Origin of the sequence: Halalkalibaculum roseum (genome assembly GCF_011059145.1) — a bacterium.
GTDB classification, from domain to species: domain Bacteria; phylum Bacteroidota; class Rhodothermia; order Balneolales; family Balneolaceae; genus Halalkalibaculum; species Halalkalibaculum roseum.
Map to the genome: position 1 here is coordinate 727,931 of NZ_JAALLT010000002.1, position 19,438 is coordinate 747,368.

Here is a 19,438-nt window from a genome sequence, read left to right on the forward strand (position 1 = left end):
TTTACCTCCAACCATGTATTTTCGTCGTTTACTTATAATCCACAAATTTTTTGTACATGTCGAAACGCACGCTTGTTACTTCTGCACTCCCTTACGCTAATGGACCGCTGCATCTTGGACACCTTGCGGGTGCCTATCTACCTGCTGACCTGTTTGTAAGGTATCGACGACTCAAAGGCGACGACATAGTCTATATTTGCGGATCGGATGAACACGGAGTGGCGATCACAATGGCTGCAGAGAAAGAAGGAATTACTCCACAGGAGGTCGTCAATAAGTTTCATGAAATGAACAAAGAGGCTTTCGAAAAGTTCGGAATCTCCTTCGACTATTATGGTAGAACCAGTTCTACTACCCATTATGAGACTGCTAAGGAGTTTTTCAAAGAGTTGTATGATAAGAATGTATTTGTTCGAAAAACCGAGGAGCAGCTTTATGATGAAGAAGCCGATATGTTTCTGCCGGACCGTTATGTAAAAGGAACTTGTCCGAATTGTGGTTATGAGGAGGCTTATGGAGATCAATGTGAAAACTGTGGTACTTCTTTGTCTCCTGCCGAATTGATTGATCCAATCAGTGCTATTACCGGAAATAAACCCGTTGGCAGGAAAACAGAGCACCTTTACCTGCCACTCGGCACCTTCCAGCCGAAGCTTGAAGAATGGTTGGAGAAACATGAAGATTGGAAACCGAATGTATTGGGTCAGGTCAAAAGCTGGCTGAATGACGGGCTTAGCGACCGGGCTATGACCAGAGATCTAAAATGGGGTGTACCGGTTCCAATTGAGGGGTTTGAAGATAAAGTGCTTTATGTATGGTTCGATGCACCCATCGGTTATATATCAGCTACTAAAGAATGGGCCAAAGAACAAGGACAGCAGGATAAATGGAAGGAGTATTGGCAGGATCAAGAAACCGAGTTGCTCCATTTTATCGGTAAAGATAATATCGTATTCCATTGCATTATCTTTCCACTCCTGCTTATGCTTGAAGGCAATTATGTTTTACCTGAGAATGTACCGGCCAATGAATTTTTAAATCTTGAGGGTAAAAAGCTATCTACTTCTCGGGGATGGGCGGTATGGCTTAATGAGTATCTTGATGATTTCGAACCCGATCTGCTCCGCTATGTACTTGGTACCATGTTACCGGAAACTAAAGATTCCGATTTTTCATGGAGTGATTTTCAGAATAAAGTCAACAGCGAGCTGGCAGATATACTGGGGAATTTTATTTATCGCACCACATCATTTACCGATAACTATTTTGATGGAAAGGTTCCCGAATTAACAAACCCATCTAAAAAAGACCTTAGTACACTTAAAGAGATTGCAGAACAAAAAGAAAAAATTTCCGAAGCTTATGAACGCTTTAGGTTGCGCGATGCTATTTCGGAAACCATGAATCTGGCCAGAATCGGGAATAAGTACTTTACAGAAATGGAACCATGGAAAACACGGAAAGAAGATCGTGTGATTTGCGGCAATACGCTTCATGTCTGTCTGCAGATAACAGCCGCCCTTTCAGGACTCTTTGAACCAATCCTTCCGCACAGAATGCCAAAACTGAGGAAACAACTTGGTTTGGATGATATACCAAACTGGAAAGATATCAATGGCGAGATGCTTGAAGCGGGAAGTAGTATTCAAAAAGGAGAAATACTTTTTGATAAGATAGAGGACGAAGAAGTCGAGGAACAACTGAAAAAACTCAAAGAAAAATCACAAGCTGCACAAACAGGAATGAATTTTGAACCACTCAAAGATGAGATTGAATTTAAAGATTTCACTAAAATAGATATCAGGGCCGGTAAAATTATCGAAGCCGAAGAGATTCCGAAAGCTGATAAACTACTAAAACTAACAGTTGACTTAGGCTTTGAAGAGCGTACTATTGTATCCGGGGTGGCAAATCATTTTAAGCCCGACGAACTGACAGGACAGCGTGTCTGTGTGGTCGCCAACCTGGCTCCCAAAGCCCTGATGGGAGTTGAAAGCAATGGGATGATATTAATGGCGGAAGAGGAAGACGGGTCACTAAAATTTATTGAATCGGATGCGGAACCTGGAAGTCCGATCAATTAAATATTGGAAGTTTAAGATATAGTTAACATATTTTTGCGAATTTCGATTGGCAAAATATAGGTTTGGATTACATTTTGGCCGTTTCAATATAACAATCAGGTTATCTAAAAAGGTGGAATATTGTCAGCACTAGAATCGAACACACGCGGGGCTTGGAATTCAAAATTGGGATTTATACTGGCTGCTGCGGGTTCTGCAGTCGGCTTGGGTAATATCTGGCGCTTCCCAACGGAAGTTGCTTCAAACGGAGGTGCCGCCTTTCTAATCATTTACTTGCTTTGCTGTTTCCTGGTCGGTTTTCCTGTAATGATGGCTGAGCTCAGTATAGGACGAAGAACACGCAAAAATCCGGTAGGTGCATTCAGAGCGCTCAGCGACAATAAGCTCTACCCTCTCATCGGAATGTGGGGTGTGTTATGCGGTGTAATGATCCTTTCCTTTTACCTGGTTGTTGCCGGCTGGACCGTAAGTTATATTTTTGAAGAGCTGTTTTTCTTTATGGGTATGCCTGAGTGGTCAACCTATATTGCGGATACCGGTAACGGAGTCATAAATGCCGTCTTCGCCGTCTTATTTATGGGGGCTACCATTTCTATTGTGGTAGGAGGAGTCAGCGAAGGCATTGAACGGGCTACCAAACTATTGATGCCCCTTCTAATTTTAATATTGGTAGGTATGATAATATACTCACTGACCCAACCGGGAAGCGGTGTTGGGCTGAGTGAATATCTGAATCCTGATTTCTCTCAGATAACACCCGGTCTCGTATTTGCCGCTATGGGTCAGGCTTTCTTCTCCCTATCTCTAGGTATGGGAGCACTTATCACCTATGGGTCTTACCTGGATCGAAAAGAGAACATTCCGGAAGCGGCGGCTTATGTAACTTTTGCTGATGTGGGCATAGCATTTCTTGCAGGACTTTTGATCATGCCCGCTATGTATATGGCCCAAGCAAAAGGAGTTCCCATATTTGATGAAAGCGGTAACCTTATTGCCGGTGTTGCCCTTATTTTCCAAGTACTGCCTGAACTTTTCCACAGCATGGGCGGGATGCTTGGCCTGTTTTTCGGAGTGATGTTTTTTGCACTGCTGAGTATGGCTGCCCTTACCTCAACAATCTCGCTGCTCGAGGTTCCGGTATCATATGCCATTGATGAACACAAAATTACCCGGAAGAAAGCTTCTTTTGTTGTGGGAGGCAGTATCTTGATCATATCACTTATCATCTCTTTTAATACCAGTTTAATCGGTACAATAGATCTTATATTCAGTCAGGTTGGACTGCCTCTTGGCGGTATATTAATTTGTCTTTTCTTAGGCTACGTATGGAAGACTGAAAATGCCTTGGAAGAGATGGATTCCGGTTATCCAGGTATCGGGAACTCATTGCTAGCTAAAGTATGGAGATTCCTCATCATGATATTCTGCCCCCTTGTGATACTCTACAATCTGCTGTCTACATTATTCTTTGATTAACCTTGTTATCCAATTTCACGCATAGTATTTTCGACAACAAACTTTTGAAGTACTAGAAAATCATTTATGGCAAAAATTTCAACTTCTGATTTTAGAACGGGAATGGTCATAGAGGTAGATGACGAACTTTACTCTATTGTAGATTATCAACACGTAAAACCCGGTAAGGGTGGTGCTTTTTTAAGGACCAAATTAAAAGGAGTTGTAAACGAGAAGACTATTGAAAAGACCTTCCGTTCAGGCGAAAATCTAATGGAGGTACGGGTAGAACGTCAGCCATATCAGTTTTTGTATAAAGACGGCAACCTCTATTACTTTATGCACCAGGAGACCTTTGTTCAGACGCCGATAGAAGAATCTAAAGTGGAAAAGCCCCAATTTATAACAGAGGGACAAATTTGTACACTAGTTGTAGATGTTGACAACGAACGAATACTCTATGCAGAACCGCCTGACCACATCATAGCCAAGGTTGTAAAGACTGACCCCGGATTGCGGGGGGATACGGCTCAGGGAGGCAGTAAGCCCGCTACCCTGGAATCAGGAGCTACCGTACAAGTACCTTTATTTATCAATGAAGGTGAAGAGATAAAAGTCGATACCCGAACTGCTGAATATGTTGAACGCGTAAAATCAAATTAACTGATATCATGGATCTAAAAGAGATTAAGAAAATACTCGATATGATAGCTGAGAGCGAAGTTAATCAGGTAACTATCGAGGAAGGAGATTTTAAAATCAAGGTTAAAAAAACGCCTGATTTCACGCAGAGCTCGGCTCCCGTTCAGTATCAGATGCCGGCAGCTCCACAACAGCCGCCTCAAGCTCAGGCGCCTGCCTCTCAACAGCAAACATCAGGAGGCGGACAGGCCTCAACCGGAACGGAAAGCAAAGAAAAGGACGAGACAGATGGAAATGTCGTTAATTCACCAATTGTTGGTACGTTCTACCGGGCTCCCTCTCCTGACGCTGACGATTTCGTAAAAGTAGGCGACCAGGTAGAGAAAGGACAAACACTCTGCATTGTTGAAGCCATGAAAATTATGAATGAGATTGAATCTGAATTTTCTGGTGAAGTCAAGAAAATTCTGGTTGAAAACGGTGAAGCTGTCGAGTTCGAACAACCCTTATTTATCATCGGTTAATCCAACTGTAATTCATGTTTAATAAAATTCTTATCGCCAACCGGGGCGAAATTGCACTTCGTATAATTCGCACTTGTAAAGAGATGGGCATCAACACTGTGGCTGTCTACTCAACTGCCGATCAGGATAGTCTGCATGTTAAATTTGCCGATGAGGCCGTCTGTATCGGTCCCCCTCCCAGCAAGGAAAGTTATCTAAAAATTCCAAGCATCCTGGCAGCAGCTGAAATAACCAATGCTGAGGCTATACATCCGGGCTATGGATTTCTGTCTGAAAATGCAGAATTTTCCAAGATATGTGAAGAACACGATCTGAAATTTATTGGTGCCTCCCCAGATTCCATTGCACGGATGGGTGACAAAGCAGTGGCCAAGGATACCATGATTAAAAATGGAGTTCCTGTGGTACCTGGCAGTGACGGGGAAGTTGATTCTTATGAAGAAGCCAAAGAAATATGCAAAGACATTGGATATCCACTAATTATTAAAGCATCTGCCGGCGGTGGAGGCCGCGGCATGCGAATTGTTGAGGAGGAATCAAAGCTGAAACAGGCCTGGGATACGTGTCGCAATGAAGCGGAGACGGCATTCAATAACCCGGCTGTTTATATTGAAAAATTTGTAACGAATCCTCACCACGTAGAAATTCAGATTCTGGCCGATCAACACGGCAACTGCATACACTTGGGAGAGCGAGATTGTTCTCTACAGCGACGACATCAAAAAATTCTTGAAGAATCACCCTCCCCCCTCATGACTCCCGAACTACGTAATGAGATGGGGCAGGCAGCCGTTGATGCCGGCAAATCAGTCAATTATGAAGGTGCCGGTACCGTGGAATTTTTAGTTGATGATGATCTTAACTTCTACTTTATGGAGATGAACACCCGGATACAGGTTGAACATCCGGTTACGGAAGAAATAACCAATTATGACCTGGTTGCCGAGCAAATCAAGGCCGCAGCAGGATTAGAACTTGAGGACAAACCGCTTAAAATGCGCGGTCATGCGATTGAATGTCGGATTAATGCTGAAGACCCGGCTCATAATTTCCGTCCATCAGCGGGAACAATTAACGTATTTCACACTCCGGGAGGACACAGCGTTCGTGTGGATACTCATGCTTACGCCGGATACAAAATACCTCCTCACTACGATTCAATGATTGCCAAACTGATTGTAAGCGCTCCGACTCGTGAAGATGCCATCAAAAGAATGAGAAGAGCATTATCAGAGTTTATAGTCGAAGGTATCAAAACAACTATTCCTTATCATCTGCAGCTAATGGATGATGAAAACTTCCAGAAAGGTACCTTCAACACCAAGTATCTGGAAAATGAATTTAAATTTAACCCCGAAATCTGAGTTTAGTATATGAGCATTCCCAAGGAACTAAAATATACCAAAGAACATGAGTGGATTCGCGATAACGGCGATGGAACAGCAACCGTAGGTATTACCGATTTTGCTCAGGGCGAACTGGGAGATATCGTATTTGTTGAGCTTGAGGAAGTCGGTTTTGAATTTGATAAAGACGAATCATTTGGTACCGTTGAGGCTGTAAAAACCGTCTCTGAACTATTTGCACCGGTATCAGGTGAACTTACCGAAATCAATGACAAATTGGAGGACGAACCTGAACTGGTAAATGATGATCCCTATGGAGACGGTTGGATGATTAAGTTGAAAATCAGTGATACCTCCGAAATGGAAGAGCTAATGTCACCGGAAGAGTACGAAGAGATTATCGCCTGACTATCCATCCTAATTACTTAGGCAAGCACCCTTCTTTTAATTACTTTCTTACATGCAACATCGACCTGATGATTGGATCTTAATACTTGATTTCGGTTCCCAGTATACGCAGCTCATTGCCCGGCGGGTACGTGAACTGAACGTGTATTGCGAAATTCATCCTTTCAATAAAGATCTCTCTACTCTCGAAAATCCTCCTAAAGGAATTATACTATCCGGAGGTCCGAAAAGCGTAAACGATGAAGATGCCCCGTCTTTAAACACGGATATCTTCAACCATAATGTCCCGATACTTGGTGTCTGCTATGGGCTGCAGATTTTGGCACACAATTCCATCCCCGGCAGTGTTGAGAAAGCAGAGCGTAGAGAATTCGGACGTGCAGAACTTATCGTCGATGATCGTTCCGACCTCTTCGAAAATATCCCTCAGGAATCTATCGTCTGGATGAGTCATGGTGATCATATTATAACGCTGCCGGATGAATTTGAGATAATCGGCCACACAGACAATGCCAAGGTAGCAGCTGTAAGACATAAAGAGAAAGAAATTTACGGGGTTCAGTTTCATCCCGAAGTTGTTCACACTGTTTATGGCAAGGAAATCGTTGAAAATTTTGTCCGGAATATATGCAATCTCCCCGGTAGCTGGACGGCTGAATCTTTTATTGAGTCAACCATAGAAGAGATTAGAGACCGTGTCGGCGATGACCGCGTATTGTGCGGGTTATCCGGAGGGGTGGACTCTACGGTAGTAGCAACCCTGGTACATAAAGCAATTGGCGATCAGCTGCAATGTATTTTTGTGGATAACGGTCTCCTCAGGAAAAATGAATTCCGGGATGTACTCGATGTTTATGAGAAGGATCTGAATCTTCCGGTAAAGGGTATTGATGCGAGCGAGTTATTTCTTTCCAGGCTAAAAGGAATTTTTGATCCTGAGGAGAAAAGAAAAATTATCGGCAATACCTTTATTGATGTTTTTGATGAGGCAATTTCTGAAGATAAATCTTTCAAATATCTCGCTCAGGGCACACTTTATCCCGATGTCATTGAAAGCATCTCTTTTAAAGGTCCATCTGCCACCATTAAATCGCACCACAATGTTGGTGGTTTACCGGAAGAGATGAATCTTGATCTTGTGGAACCGGTACGTGAACTTTTTAAGGATGAAGTTAGAAACGTGGGCAGGAAACTTGGTATTCCAGAGCATTTCATCAAAAGACATCCTTTCCCGGGACCGGGCTTGGGAATCAGGGTCATTTCAGATATCACCAAAAAGAAGTTGGACATGCTGCGAGAAGCAGATGATATCTTTATCTCCGAATTGAGAAATAATGATCTGTACCATAAAGTATGGCAGGCTCTCGTTGTATTATTACCCGTTCAAAGTGTGGGAGTTATGGGTGACGAGCGTACTTATGAATATACGGCAGCGTTAAGAGCCGTAACAAGTGTGGACGGTATGACTGCAGATTGGGCCCATCTTCCCCACCCTTTTCTGGCTAAAGTATCAAACCGGATAATCAATGAAGTTCGTGGAATCAATCGTGTTGCCTACGACATAAGCTCAAAACCCCCTTCCACCATTGAGTGGGAATAGTTTTATTTGAGAACAATTATTGCCAATTGCCGTTAGATATTTAAAGAATTTCCCTAAAATTTAAAGCGCATGCATAAGAAGACAACAATAATTTACCGGACCAGTTTCATCGCTATCTGCCTGTCGCTATTAACATTCGTGTCCGTAGAAGTGAAAGCTCAGAGTTTTGAAGGCGGGTTATCCTTGTATGAAGAAGCCCAATACACCAAAGCGGTTGTTATATTTAACAGACTTAATAGTCCGGAAGCTAAACTATTTTCCGGGAAGAGCTATTTCAGCATGGGCAAATACGTCAGGGCTAAAGACTACCTGAACTCGGTTCCCCAAAATGCGCCTAAAGATATTTATCTGGAAGCTCTATATACCTCTTCCCTGAGTGATTTTCAGCTCGGCCATTTTGATCAGGCTTTAACTAAACTCTTGCAATTCGAGAACGAACAGGTTAAAACCCAGCTGGTCACTGATGCCCTTCAACTTTATGATGAAATTTTGAATTTCCTGACCCTGAACCAACGAAAGGATGTTTATCAAAGTGTAACATCTAAACGCTTGAAATTTGATTTGGTAAAAACGGCACTTGGCAAGGTAAACTACTCCACTGCACGATTACTGATAAATGAATACAAAGAGACAGTTGCCGAAGATAGCCTGTCTTCCGAAGTTCAGGAGCTTCAATCCATGGTCTCCGATTCACTAAATTATGCCATGCAGATCGCCTTTGGCAGGCAGTTGGAAGCACCCGAGGGCATAACTTATAATATCGGGGCGGCACTTCCAGAATATGATACCGGAGACCGTGAGTTCGATATATCACAGGGTTTATACTTCGGCTATTTGCTGGCAGCAGAAGAATACAATCAACATCATAACGACAAAAAGGCTTTCATCCGGTATAAAAATACGGGCGCTGAGACTGATTCGTCTGAATATGTGATGACTGACTTTGCCTGGAATTATAATGTAGACGCGGTTCTTGGACCCTTATTTTCTGAACCGGCCGGAGAAATGTCAAGACTTGCTGAGATGTACCAGATTCCCATGCTGGCGCCCCTGGCCAATTCCGATACACTGAATGTAGATAATCCCTACCTATTTCAGGCTAATCCCACTTTCGCCTCTCACGGAAAAAAGATGGCTCGTTTCGCAGTCAATCGATTGAACATGGATACCCTTGCCGTTCTCGCCGAACGCAATTCACTGGGAGAAGCCTCTGCGTTCGCCTTCCGGGAGGAAGCTGAGAAAAATGGGGGCAAAGTCGTCCACTTTTTTGTCGAAGATTTAGAGTCTGAAGGTTATGAAGTAGCTGAATACACGAAATACCTGACTGCAGACAGCCTTAAGATAGATTCATTGGGTAACTACCATAATGTTGATGCCGTATACGCCCCATTCACCGGACAGGCGGCACCTACGTTAATTGATCTTTTACTTATTGACCTCGAAGCTACAGATAGCCCTGTAACGGTATTGGGATCTCAGGAGTGGGGAGCAACACCTATTCCGGAAGATCGCCTTGGTGACCGCAGAATCTATTTCTCAGAGAGCTATTATATTAATAGCAAAAGCGATAAGGTGGATCAGTTCAGACAGAACTTCAGTGGTCGTTTTGGAATTGAAGCCAACAGGTTTGCTATGATCGGTTATGATGCAGCGACCTATTTGCTTCAGACACTGGATAGGGTTAAAAATCCTGACTTGCTAAAAAATGCATTATCGCGTCAACCGCTTTATGAGGGGTTGATAAGTAATATTCGCTTCGATGGAACCCATGTTAATCAGGAGGTCAAAATTTTCAGACTCTCGGCTGATAACGGTATTCAACCTGCTAATTAAGAGGGCAATTACTTGAAAAGAATCTTGATCGGTAATTTTAGAACAGGTGTGAAATGCAAGGTAGCTTAGACTAGCGGCTGTTACGACTGTTCTCTTCAGCCTCTCTCCTTCTTTTCTCTCTATACTGTTCACGAATCCATTTCCTCCACTTTGCACTTTCTCGCTTGTGCTCTTCAAAAGTTTCTGAAAATACATGGGTGCCTTCTGGACTTGCAACCATATATAAGTAATCATGCGATGCCGGATCAAGTGCCGCCTCAATACTACTTAGGCTCGGATTTGTAATAGGTCCGGGAGGAAGTCCGCTATTCATGTATGTATTATACGGATGGTCAATTTCATAATCTTCGTATAGCAGCCTTCTGCGTTCATTAACTACGAAGTTTACTGTCGGATCTGCCTGTAGACGCATACCACGATTGAGCCTGTTCCAGTATAGCCCGCTGATCTTTCTTTTCTCTTCATCCCTGGTTGCCTCCCACTCTATAATTGAAGCCAAAGTCACTATTTCATCTACGGTCTTATCGATTTCACTGAAAGCCTCTTTGTTGGGCTCAATGACGGAGTTCTGAAATTCATTTAATATTCGTTTTAGAACCGATTCAGGCGTCGTAGTCCAGTAGAGAGAATAGGTATCGGGAAATAATCTACCGAGCAGATCTTTTCTATCGATATTCAGCTCCTTAATGAAAACGGAATCATTTAGCGTTTTGTAAAATGATGCGGAGTCGAACTGAAAGGTATTAATCATCCGATCGGCAAGCCTCTCTTCTGTAGATCCGGGAATCAATGTCACGGTAACCGGATCCTGAATACCCCTTGCCATTTTTGACAAGAGTGAATCATAGGAATAGTTACCGTCAATTTTGTAATGACCATTTGAGAAGCGGTTCCAACCTAATAACCGGGCAGCCCATTTAAGTTCTGAGGTATCCTGAACAATACCTGAATCAGCAAATATAGCCGTTAACTCCTCAAGATTGATGGAGTCATTCAGATAGAGTTCATACTCTTTTTCAGCAGAAATAGCATCTCCGCTCTCTAGTCTCATTAGCCTTGAACCGGCTATTAAAACCATCACCAAAAGCATTAGGCCCAAGCCTGATATAACTTCTGTTACCCGCAGTGGTATATATTTGCTATTAATCAAGACGAATTATCTCTGGAAGCTTACCTACGCTGTAATTTAGACAATAACCTCAATATCTCAAGATATAACCATACAAGGGTTATTATCAGCCCGAAAGCCGTATACCATTCAAAGTATTTTGGAGCTCCTGCCTTTGCACCTTTTTCAATGAGGTCAAAATCAAGCACAAGGTTCAGAGCTGCTACTACAACCACAATCAGACTGAAACCTATCCCGAACATCCCAGTTCCCGTTACAAGGCTCAGATTGATTCCGAAGAAACCAAGAATAAAACTTGCTACATATACAATCGCAATACCTCCTGTCGCGGCCACAATTCCCATACGAAACTTTTGGGTAACTTTAATCAGACCCGATCGATAGGTAATGAGCATTGCCGCAAAGATTCCAAGCGTCAGTGCAACGGCATTGAAAATGATTCCGTCGTACATGGTTGCATATGCCATGGATATGGCCCCAAGAAATAATCCTTCCAATACTGAATATATAGGCGCTGTAACCGGTGCCCATTCTTTTTTAAATATGGTTACAAGAGCTACAACGAAACCACCCAAAGCACCCAGCCAGATAAAAAGCTCCGAGGGTTGATACCAGCTTATGGTTGCTCCTATCAGAAGCAGTAAAAATAATATACCAATTTTGTTGACGGTGCTACTAACGGTCATCGTCCCTTCCGCAGAATTGGCGACTCCCGTTTTCTTAAATATCTCTTCACTTAAAGCTGGATTCCCTGATTGAAACATACCACTTGTTTAATTGAATTTAATTGGAGCTAAAAATAGGTGTTAAACACCTATTTTAATAACAATTTTAGCGAGTAATTCAGCTGAAATAAATTCACCTGTAACTTTACAAAATATCATTCGTAGCAACGAAAGAAGAGCAAGAATATTTGGTTGCTACACAAAGCACCAAATGCCCTAAAGAAAAAGCTTCCGGCCCTGATCGGCCGGAAGCTTTTATTTATTTCAAAATATTATGACTGGCAAAAGTGCTTCTTAGATTGTTATATCTTAACAAGTTTGGACACAAAAGACTTTTTAAGATATCTCTAAAAGGTAGGATTGAATCGGATCCAGAACACAGGTGCCCTTCCGGTATCATTCAGGTCCCATGCCAGTTCAGCCCGGATAGAGCTGGAACCAACACCAAAGCCCCCATTATGCTTAAGGTCTGAGAAACTAAATGATGAGAAGCCGTTAAACGGACCGGAAGCATCTTCCAGCTCTGATTCATAAGCAGCCCATCCTGAGTCCAGGAAAAGGCTGATATAAAAATCATCAAAGTCTATCCAGTCACCGCCCTTCCATGAAGGGGAACCGAAGTGAACTTCAGTATTGCTAAGAATCATCTGATTCCCGCCTTGAAGCGGTGAAGCAAACGGCAGTGACTTATAAGGTAGAGCACGCATTGTACCGATACCTCCAAGCTGGAATTGTTTGAAGAGCGGTGCATTTCCCGATATAGAACCTATTTTAAGCCTGTGCTTTAACAGGCCACCCCTTTCGAAATTGTAGTAGTTAATCATTTCTCCCAGAAACTTGGTGTAGGAGTAGTCGGATGAAGCGATACCGGAGTCCCCAAATTCAAGATGACCGTTCAATGAAAAAGTATAGTATTTGCTGAGTACCAGTCGTTTCGGATTGAAAGATGCGTTAATAGAAATACTTGAAAGATTTACTGTATCAATAGCACTTCCGTTCATAAACTCAACCGGCGGATTGGGTCGGTAACGATCTCCTGCTCCAAACAGTGCCCAGTTCGTTTCTCTTTGCTGGCTGTTATAGCGATCGTCATTGTAGGCTATACCTCCTTCAAAGAGTCTCCTGGTTCGAAAGAGCATATATAATCCCAAACCCTGCTGCTTGTAGTAATCCTGGAAATCATAGCCCCCCATAAATGAAGTTAATGAAGTTTCAATAAGACCTACACTCCAGTAATCGTCTGTTGTCGTAGCGCTGTGGTACTCACCCCCAATAATAACCCTGTTATTTCTGCCCAGGTATTTCTCAAGGCCCACTACATATTGCCATTCGCTCTGACCAAACGAATAACCAATCATTCCATGTGGGTTGATGCCTGGTACTCCCAGGAAATTGTCATCATTGTACCACTGCATTCGTTCTCTTTTTAAACCTAAGAACAGTGCATCAACCCTGTTAAAGTGTATCATCGGTAGGCTCGGATAAACCGAATAGAGGGAATTTGAACGGTATGGCCCGGATTCTATGGCTCCACTCAGATCTATGCCGTCTTCATTCAGGTTGTTCAGATAGTATTCGTATTCTCGCGATTCAGAATCTGTCCCCGACGTATCCTTTCCCGGTCTCTTCAGCAGTTCTTCCACCGGTTTAGAAAAGAACGGTTCATTTCTGAAAGGCTCGTCCTCCTTATCATCTCCACTGCTTTGGGCAAAAGCTACAGAAGATGAGAACAATAATAACAGAATCGTTTTTATGGTTAATTTCATACGTATAGAACACCTTTATTTACTGATCGATGTACGCATTCTACGTTACGATGTTGCATGATCTCATCAATTTTTTGCCTTTAAAATCATTACGGTAATGTCATCCTCATGATCCTTGCTACCTGACCATTTATCAATAAGTTTGGTAACCTGAGACATGATATCGGATGCCGAAGAGTCGGCACACTCCTGGAATGTTCTGGATATTCGATCCAAACCAAGTAGTTCCCTATCCTCGTTAAAGAGCTCCATCAGTCCGTCACTCATCAGCAAGAGAACGTCTTCATTCTTCATGTTCAGTTCTTTCTCCTCGTAGGGATATTCGACGTTACTTCCCAACGGCATGCCTTTCAAGATCATTGGCTTAACTTCCCTATTCTTACTGCAATAATATAAGGAAGGCGGCATACCTGCCGATGTATATCTAATCTTGTGTTTCTCGCATTTCAGAAGCATCATTCCCATATACATCATCTTTAGATCCATGTTACGAATTCCTGAAGACATTCTGCGAATCATCTCCATATTTTCGTGTTCGTTAGCCAGCGTATGGAAATAGCTCTTGGCCGTGGCCACTATGATGCCGGCCTTCATACCATGTCCGGTAGCATCACCCAGTGCTATAGTCATCGTACCGTTTTTTGAAATACTGAAATCATAGTAGTCCCCTCCTACCTCTTGCGCAGTTTCCATAAAAACGGCGATATCCCAATGATCGTTATTCGGTATTTGCTTAGGCAGCATAGACAGCTGTAAGGCACGGGCTTCTTCCAGTTCCCTGGATTTCCGTTGATTCTCGGCCTCGAGGAGTTTCCGCTCCATCTCCTTCTCTTTGTTTATTCTCTCCTGTTCAAGAGAACGTTCGGAAAGGTGTTTGACTTCCAGCAGTTTATATTCCAGGCGCTTATGAGTTTTAGCAAAATCCCTGGAAAGATAAATTGACATAGAAAGAATAAGAATCACCGAACCATAAAGATTACCTAGAATCGGGTTTCCCGTGTAAATCTCCATATTACTTAAGATGGTAAACAAGACCCCTCCCACGAAACCTATGAGCCCGAACCCGACGATCCATATACCCTCTTTTCGTTTGTAGAATGAGATAGTCAATACCCGAAGTATTTCCACTAAAGTGAGCATAACGAACAGATCACGGTACATCCCCAAACCGGATGCGTTATACCAGGTTGCTACTGCCAGACCCAGACCCGCTGTCAGGAAGAACCAAAACTGAATTGGTGTTTTCTTGTAAAATAGACTATAGGCGAATCGAAGGGCATAAATCACTGTGAGCATCAAAGCAATCAGTGAAAACCTGAAATAGGTAATTCCCATTAAAGGAGATTCGGAAAAGTTTGTTTTAATAAGCGTAAATGTAAGCAGTGACAAAAAGCCTGCGAACAGGGCAAAATAGAGATTTCTCTTCTCAGCTGGATAAAATGCAAACAGCAAGAAGTGAATGATTGTAAATGCAAGCAAGCCACCCGCATAAAACATTTGGGCCCAAGGGATTGTTGTTGCTTTTTCAATTGCACTTTCAACGTGATAGTTTAAATCACCCAGAAGAAAACGGAAGCCTGCGTTAAACCCATAGTTGTTGTAGGATTGGGCATCATGATTGGCAAAACGAACCGCGAGTACCTGCTCGGTTGTATCCTTAAAAATGATGGATCGTGGCTGGTGATCTCTGTATGGCACAAAATCTTCTTCAAAGATGGAAACCTGACCCATCTGGTAGAGCATTTCTCCATTGAGATAGATTTCAGATGCCCCATTGTGCTGGTCCGGAATCAAAGCCAGCGGATAATCAACCAGGCTTGAATCGGGTTTGATGTGCAAGCGAAACCAACCTATGCCTTCCCATTCAATGAATGGTAATTCCGATGGGTCCAATTTAGTGCTAACCTGCTGCCAGCTGCTGTCCTCCAGTGCCGGGTCAGCCCAGTTAATATTGTCACCGGGTTTAAATTTCCAGGTATCGGTGATGTATATAGTCTGGTCTTCAACCGAAAAATTGGATGCAGAAATATTAATCACCTCTTCAGTAAACTGCCCCTGAATGGTGCCGGGTAAGAAAACGGCTAGCATAACCACAAACCCAAATACCCGATAAGATTGTTTATATGTGCAACAATCCGGCAATTTTTCCCTAATTTATTTTTAATTCAATTTTACCGTGGTTGGTGCTGACATTGATAGGCGCTCCCCCACGTTTTACCGTACCTTCCACCCTTTGCAGGCTTCTATACCCATCAACTGACAAATCGGTAGGAAGCTTAATTTCTGTTCCATTCAATACTAAGTCAAAACCGTCCATCTCCGGAATTTCCAGAAAAATATTACCCGCTCCTGTGTCAAGGCTAATTCCTTCAGACACTCTTAGAAACTGGGCTTTAATGTCTCCGCCGCCCAGTTTTGCCAGCAATGTTCCAGATATTCGTTCCGCTATTATGCGTCCGCCATCAGAAAGCAACCTGATCTCACCGCTACTCTGATCTACAGTGATGTTGCCACCTGTGGTTTTACCGTAAATAGTACCGCTGCTTTTGTTGACGTTTATATTGCCACCGGCGGTATATGCAGCAAGTTTGCCATTGATTTCGTCCAGGTCAATATTCCCGCCGCTCGTTTTAATCATGTGATGACCACTGAGCCCACTGACGCTAATATTCCCGCCCGAGGTTTTAAGTTCGGTTGACATCTCTTCGGGCACATAGATCTTAAAAGAAAATCTCATCTGGTCGCTAAAAAATCCGGTCTCTTTACTTTTCCTTTCAACCGATGATACGATTTCATTACCCCGCTGTATAACTGTAATGCGATAATTATCGAGATTCTTACTGTTCGACCAGAAAGAGTATCCCCTATCCAGATACAATTCCACTTTTACCTTACTGGATGCTTCAATGGTTTGAACCTCAATATTTCCGGCTAGTGTGTAGGCTTTTAAAATTCCGGGTCCGTCCAGTGTAAACTCTTTTGTAAGATAGGGTTTGGCCTCAAAAGCACATAATTCACCCTTCACTTTTTCACCGTCGCATTTTAGGGGATTGGCATCAGCCGGAGCACCCATGAATAGCGAAATAAAAAAGACTGCCAATGAAAAACCAGCGTACGTAAGATATACCGATAATGATTTTTTCAAGCTGTTGTGCCTTTGATGATACAATCTTACAGCGTCTACGATGATTGATTTATTAAGTTACACGATGATAATTAGATATCTTTGAATACTTCAATAAGGAAACGTATATGTTCATTTAATGGTATGTCAATAAGTTCTGCCCCTCTCCTGATGTCTTCTCGCGGTACACTCTCGGCAAATCTCTTATCTTTTAGCTTTTTGGTCACTGATTTCACTTTCATATCCTGAAAACCGTTTGGACGCATCAAAGAAACGGCATTCATAAACCCGGATAGCTCATCACAAGCGAAAAGGTACCTCTCAATCTGGGTTTCGGGCTCTCTTCCGGTTCTTTCCGGCGCATGAGCCTCAATAGCTTTAATTATAACCTCGTTGTAGCCTTTTTCCGGTAAAATATCATTGACGGCTTTATTTGGGTGTTCCTCAGGAAATTTCTCCCAATCCAGGTCATGAAGTAATCCGGCCGTCCACCACTGCTCTATTTCTTCCTCTGATTTGTTTAAATCTCTTGCATATGCTTCAGTAGCCATGGCAACCATGTGGCAGTGATGTCTAAGATTTTCATTGTCTATATACTCTCGAAGCAGCTTTTCCGATTCTGTTCTTTCAACCATAATACTTGCTGATACTTATTAGATATTGAGTCAATTTAGATAAAAGAAATATCATTTATTAGCGAATCTGTCAATGATAAGAGCTGACAAAATGAAAATGAGTTCTATTATAAGATATATGGTAATGGAGGTTTATCTCAGTTAACTAATTTTAAAACGAAGGCAACCCTTTGCTTAAATTCTCTGTATTGTTAAATAGAAGCTAATAATATCGCTTCACTGTAATTAAATCGGGATTCAGCTTTTGGAATCAAAAGTCTTATTAGACAGAATCATAAAGGGGTGTTGCAAAAGACGCCGAAAAAGCCAAAAGAAGCTTTATAAGATGTTCTATGGCTACGGCATGAGCATCACCCTGAGATATGCTGAATCCCGTGAAGAGGCTGCAGAAATCCTTAATGATGCCTTTATGAAAGTATTCACAAACATCAAGGATTTCGATATAGATAAACCCTTTAAACCATGGTTGAGAAGGATCATTATCAACACTGCCATCAATCATTATCACAGAACCAAGAAATACCGGGAAATGGACAATGTAGATTTTGCGGAGCAATCACTCAGTACCCGGGAGCAAATATTACCCGGAATTTCATACGACGAAATTATCGAGATGGTCCAACAACTTACTCCCGCTTATCGCACGGTCTTTAATTTATATGTCATCGAAGGATTTAAGCACCGTGAAATAGCCGAAATGCTGGGTATCGCAGTAGGGACATCAAAATCAAACCTTGCCAAGGCAAAAAGGAACCTGCAGGCGATCTTGGAAAAGAATTTCATGTAACCATATTATGTCTGATTCAAATAACAAAGATCCATTAGAAGAGTTTTTTCAAAAGAAGTCGGGCGACTACGACATATCTTACCGTGAAGAAGACTGGAAATCACTTGAGGGGCGGCTCGATGCTCTGGATGCCCAGATTGCAGCCCGAAGAAGGAGAAGACTGGCAGCCGCTGCCGTATTGATCATCATCTCTCTTCTCTCCTACTTTATCTATCAGAACAATCAGGAAATCAATTCACTGAATGAACAGCTAAGCCGACAAGATCAGCCACAAACGATCACAAATCCTGTTCCTGATAGCGCAACCGAAGATGCCCTGGCTGAAAATAGCACACCCGTTCCTGATCTTAAAGATGTAAAAGAAGATCCTAATAATGGTAAGTCAGAGGGTAACTCACAGAATGAACGGTTGGAAAATCGCGTAGGGGAAACAGGAGCTGAATTAGCTACTGACATTAATTCTGATCAATACCAAACTATTGCAAGAAATAAAACCAACCCGATTAGTATATCGGAGATCAACTGTGAAGAGTGCATTTTATCGGAAACCATTACCCAAACTCCGACTGAATTTCACTCTATCAGTGCTAACGAAACGTATGCAACTGATCGTAATACTCCGATTGCCCAATTGACAGGACTGGAAAGCTCCCAGGAAGAAACACAAAGGATAAATTCCTCGAAAAGTGCTTTATCCAGGATCACCCTGGGCTTCGTTTTAGGGCCTGATATGAGTACCGCCGGTAATTTCAGCAATTTCTATAACCCCGGTTCTAAGATTGGAGTAACGGTTGATTATTCCATAAGCGAAAAGTGGGCGGTTTCAATTGGAGCCATTCGTTCTAAGGTGAATTACAAGGCAGGTAGCAGTGACTACAGCCCGCCTGCCGGCTATTGGTACAACGGAGTGGAAGCGGACCTTACAAGAGCGGCCTGCATTCTTATCGATATTCCTGTTAACCTTTCCTACCGTTTCTTTAGACGAAACCACTCGCGATTATATGCCAGTGCAGGACTCTCTTCCTATATCATGCTAAACGAAGATTATAGATTCAGCTATGCCTATGAACAGCCAGAATTACCGCAGCGCTGGAAGGAGAATACCGGTACCAAACATTTTATGAGCAATGCTAATATCGCTATCGGTTATGAATATGAGTTAACAAACAGTTTGAGCTTAAGAGCGGAACCGTTTTTAAGGGTTCCGATCAGGGAAATAGGCTGGGGTAATGTGGATCTATACTCAGTGGGTAGCCTCTTTTCCATCAATTACAGCTTAAATAAGCTATAATAAGTCAGAGGAACTAAAGGGAAGTAAGTACAAAATGCCGGCAAAATAGATCTGGTGTCGGTAACATATTATCAATAACCAATAGCATA

16 protein-coding genes are annotated in these 19,438 nt (G+C 42.5%); 10 read left to right on the top strand and 6 right to left on the bottom strand.

Going from position 1 to position 19,438, the window contains the following annotated elements:
- Positions 1-56: 56 nt before the first annotated feature.
- The 8 genes from metG (at position 57) to G3570_RS07445 (ending at position 9,892) form a co-directional block, all read left to right on the top strand.
- Positions 57-2,084 carry a methionine--tRNA ligase gene (gene metG / locus G3570_RS07410; protein ID WP_165140805.1) on the top strand — a complete coding sequence of 676 codons (2,028 nt, stop codon included), beginning with the start codon at positions 57-59 and terminating at the stop codon, positions 2,082-2,084.
- A gap of 120 nt (positions 2,085-2,204) precedes the next feature.
- Entirely contained in the window at positions 2,205-3,560 is a 1,356-nt protein-coding gene (locus G3570_RS07415; RefSeq protein WP_165140807.1) for a sodium-dependent transporter, read from the top strand.
- A 66-nt stretch (positions 3,561-3,626) separates the two neighbouring features.
- Positions 3,627-4,202, top strand: coding sequence for an elongation factor P (efp, locus tag G3570_RS07420; RefSeq protein ID WP_165140809.1), 576 nt, complete (start codon positions 3,627-3,629; stop codon positions 4,200-4,202).
- An 8-nt stretch (positions 4,203-4,210) separates the two neighbouring features.
- Complete coding sequence (accB, locus tag G3570_RS07425) at positions 4,211-4,705, top strand: acetyl-CoA carboxylase biotin carboxyl carrier protein (RefSeq protein ID WP_165140811.1); 495 nt, start codon at positions 4,211-4,213, stop codon at positions 4,703-4,705.
- Positions 4,706-4,719: 14 nt separating this feature from the next.
- Positions 4,720-6,069 carry an acetyl-CoA carboxylase biotin carboxylase subunit gene (gene accC / locus G3570_RS07430; RefSeq protein WP_165140813.1) on the top strand — a complete coding sequence of 450 codons (1,350 nt, stop codon included), beginning with the start codon at positions 4,720-4,722 and terminating at the stop codon, positions 6,067-6,069.
- A gap of 9 nt (positions 6,070-6,078) precedes the next feature.
- On the top strand, positions 6,079-6,459 hold the full coding sequence (gcvH, locus tag G3570_RS07435; RefSeq protein ID WP_165140815.1) for a glycine cleavage system protein GcvH: 381 nt from the start codon (positions 6,079-6,081) through the stop codon (positions 6,457-6,459).
- Between the two features lie 52 nt (positions 6,460-6,511).
- Complete coding sequence (gene guaA / locus G3570_RS07440; protein WP_165140816.1) at positions 6,512-8,059, top strand: glutamine-hydrolyzing GMP synthase; 1,548 nt, start codon at positions 6,512-6,514, stop codon at positions 8,057-8,059.
- 69 nt (positions 8,060-8,128) lie between these two features.
- Positions 8,129-9,892 (top strand): ABC transporter substrate-binding protein, encoded by a 1,764-nt coding sequence (locus G3570_RS07445; RefSeq protein WP_165140818.1) that lies wholly within the window; start codon positions 8,129-8,131, stop codon positions 9,890-9,892.
- A gap of 70 nt (positions 9,893-9,962) precedes the next feature.
- Here G3570_RS07445 and mltG read toward each other — a convergent pair whose 3' ends face one another.
- The 6 genes from mltG to G3570_RS07475 all read right to left on the bottom strand — a co-directional run bounded on the left by mltG (position 9,963) and on the right by G3570_RS07475 (position 17,271).
- Positions 9,963-10,982, bottom strand: a complete 1,020-nt coding sequence (mltG, locus tag G3570_RS07450) for an endolytic transglycosylase MltG (RefSeq protein ID WP_165141284.1) — start codon at positions 10,980-10,982, stop codon at positions 9,963-9,965.
- A gap of 80 nt (positions 10,983-11,062) precedes the next feature.
- Positions 11,063-11,785 (bottom strand): Bax inhibitor-1/YccA family protein, encoded by a 723-nt coding sequence (locus G3570_RS07455; RefSeq protein WP_165140820.1) that lies wholly within the window; start codon positions 11,783-11,785, stop codon positions 11,063-11,065.
- Positions 11,786-12,093: 308 nt separating this feature from the next.
- Positions 12,094-13,512 carry a BamA/TamA family outer membrane protein gene (locus G3570_RS07460; protein ID WP_165140822.1) on the bottom strand — a complete coding sequence of 473 codons (1,419 nt, stop codon included), beginning with the start codon at positions 13,510-13,512 and terminating at the stop codon, positions 12,094-12,096.
- A gap of 66 nt (positions 13,513-13,578) precedes the next feature.
- The gene (locus G3570_RS07465; protein ID WP_165140824.1) at positions 13,579-15,600 is read right to left on the bottom strand and encodes a SpoIIE family protein phosphatase; all 2,022 of its coding nucleotides are present in this window, start codon (positions 15,598-15,600) and stop codon (positions 13,579-13,581) included.
- Positions 15,601-15,661: 61 nt separating this feature from the next.
- Positions 15,662-16,657, bottom strand: a complete 996-nt coding sequence (locus tag G3570_RS07470; RefSeq protein ID WP_165140826.1) for a DUF4097 family beta strand repeat-containing protein — start codon at positions 16,655-16,657, stop codon at positions 15,662-15,664.
- A gap of 71 nt (positions 16,658-16,728) precedes the next feature.
- Positions 16,729-17,271, bottom strand: coding sequence for an HD domain-containing protein (locus G3570_RS07475; RefSeq protein ID WP_165140828.1), 543 nt, complete (start codon positions 17,269-17,271; stop codon positions 16,729-16,731).
- 325 nt (positions 17,272-17,596) lie between these two features.
- On the opposite strand from G3570_RS07475, the gene G3570_RS07480 reads away from it, so the two are divergent.
- Positions 17,597-18,058 carry an RNA polymerase sigma factor gene (locus G3570_RS07480; RefSeq protein WP_249066783.1) on the top strand — a complete coding sequence of 154 codons (462 nt, stop codon included), beginning with the start codon at positions 17,597-17,599 and terminating at the stop codon, positions 18,056-18,058.
- 7 nt (positions 18,059-18,065) lie between these two features.
- Positions 18,066-19,349 carry an outer membrane beta-barrel protein gene (locus tag G3570_RS07485; protein ID WP_165140830.1) on the top strand — a complete coding sequence of 428 codons (1,284 nt, stop codon included), beginning with the start codon at positions 18,066-18,068 and terminating at the stop codon, positions 19,347-19,349.
- Positions 19,350-19,438: the final 89 nt, after the last annotated feature.

Coding starts and splice junctions, on each gene's coding strand:
- metG (WP_165140805.1), top strand. CDS start 57: ATGTCGAAACGCACGCTTGTTACTTCTGCACTCCCTTACGCTAATGGA.
- efp (WP_165140809.1), top strand. CDS start 3,627: ATGGCAAAAATTTCAACTTCTGATTTTAGAACGGGAATGGTCATAGAG.
- accB (WP_165140811.1), top strand. CDS start 4,211: ATGGATCTAAAAGAGATTAAGAAAATACTCGATATGATAGCTGAGAGC.
- accC (WP_165140813.1), top strand. CDS start 4,720: ATGTTTAATAAAATTCTTATCGCCAACCGGGGCGAAATTGCACTTCGT.
- gcvH (WP_165140815.1), top strand. CDS start 6,079: ATGAGCATTCCCAAGGAACTAAAATATACCAAAGAACATGAGTGGATT.
- guaA (WP_165140816.1), top strand. CDS start 6,512: ATGCAACATCGACCTGATGATTGGATCTTAATACTTGATTTCGGTTCC.
- G3570_RS07445 (WP_165140818.1), top strand. CDS start 8,129: ATGCATAAGAAGACAACAATAATTTACCGGACCAGTTTCATCGCTATC.
- mltG (WP_165141284.1), bottom strand. CDS start 10,982: ATGCTTTTGGTGATGGTTTTAATAGCCGGTTCAAGGCTAATGAGACTA.
- G3570_RS07455 (WP_165140820.1), bottom strand. CDS start 11,785: ATGTTTCAATCAGGGAATCCAGCTTTAAGTGAAGAGATATTTAAGAAA.
- G3570_RS07460 (WP_165140822.1), bottom strand. CDS start 13,512: ATGAAATTAACCATAAAAACGATTCTGTTATTATTGTTCTCATCTTCT.
- G3570_RS07465 (WP_165140824.1), bottom strand. CDS start 15,600: ATGCTAGCCGTTTTCTTACCCGGCACCATTCAGGGGCAGTTTACTGAA.
- G3570_RS07475 (WP_165140828.1), bottom strand. CDS start 17,271: ATGGTTGAAAGAACAGAATCGGAAAAGCTGCTTCGAGAGTATATAGAC.
- G3570_RS07480 (WP_249066783.1), top strand. CDS start 17,597: ATGTTCTATGGCTACGGCATGAGCATCACCCTGAGATATGCTGAATCC.
- G3570_RS07485 (WP_165140830.1), top strand. CDS start 18,066: ATGTCTGATTCAAATAACAAAGATCCATTAGAAGAGTTTTTTCAAAAG.